Origin of the sequence: Enterobacter sp. UNJFSC 003, from assembly GCF_036903355.1 — a bacterium.
In the GTDB taxonomy this organism is placed as follows: Bacteria; Pseudomonadota; Gammaproteobacteria; order Enterobacterales; family Enterobacteriaceae; genus Enterobacter.
This window is the reverse complement of sequence record NZ_JBAKHK010000050.1, coordinates 1-407: the sequence shown is the minus strand read 5'-3', so window position 1 is coordinate 407 and position 407 is coordinate 1. Positions and strand designations below refer to the sequence as shown.

Here is a 407-nt window from a genome sequence, read left to right as displayed (position 1 = left end):
GTGCTTACCTGTACGATCTGGCCGGTCTGTTCTCTGGCTTCTACGAGCACTGCCCGATCCTCAGCGCAGAAAACGAAGAAGTGCGTAACAGCCGTCTGAAACTGGCACAACTGACGGCGAAGACGCTGAAGCTGGGTCTGGATACGCTGGGTATTGAGACTGTAGAGCGTATGTAATCGATTTTTCGTGAGAGTGAAGCCTGATCAGGGTTACCTGATCAGGCTTTTTTATTGCCATCTAAATGTATTCTGAAAATGGACATGCCATCGTTTTCTCACTGTTGGGTAAGAAGTCAGAAGCGTAATATTCGGCCCCAGGGAAACGATAACGGTTGAATTTAAGGAATACCGCAGTGTTTAAATTTCTTGTATTAACATTAGGCATTATCTCTTGCCAGGTTTACGCAG

2 protein-coding genes are annotated in these 407 nt (G+C 46.2%); one reads left to right on the top strand and one right to left on the bottom strand.

The features are described from left to right. Positions 1 to 176: DALR anticodon-binding domain-containing protein (locus V5P19_RS23030; RefSeq protein WP_334407846.1), on the top strand; the 176-nt coding region annotated here is incomplete at its 5' end. Positions 177 to 217: 41 nt separating this feature from the next. Here the strand turns inward: V5P19_RS23030 and yecV are convergent. Next, on the bottom strand, positions 218 to 262 hold the full coding sequence (yecV, locus tag V5P19_RS23025; protein WP_211180499.1) for a protein YecV: 45 nt from the start codon (positions 260 to 262) through the stop codon (positions 218 to 220). Positions 263 to 407: the final 145 nt, after the last annotated feature.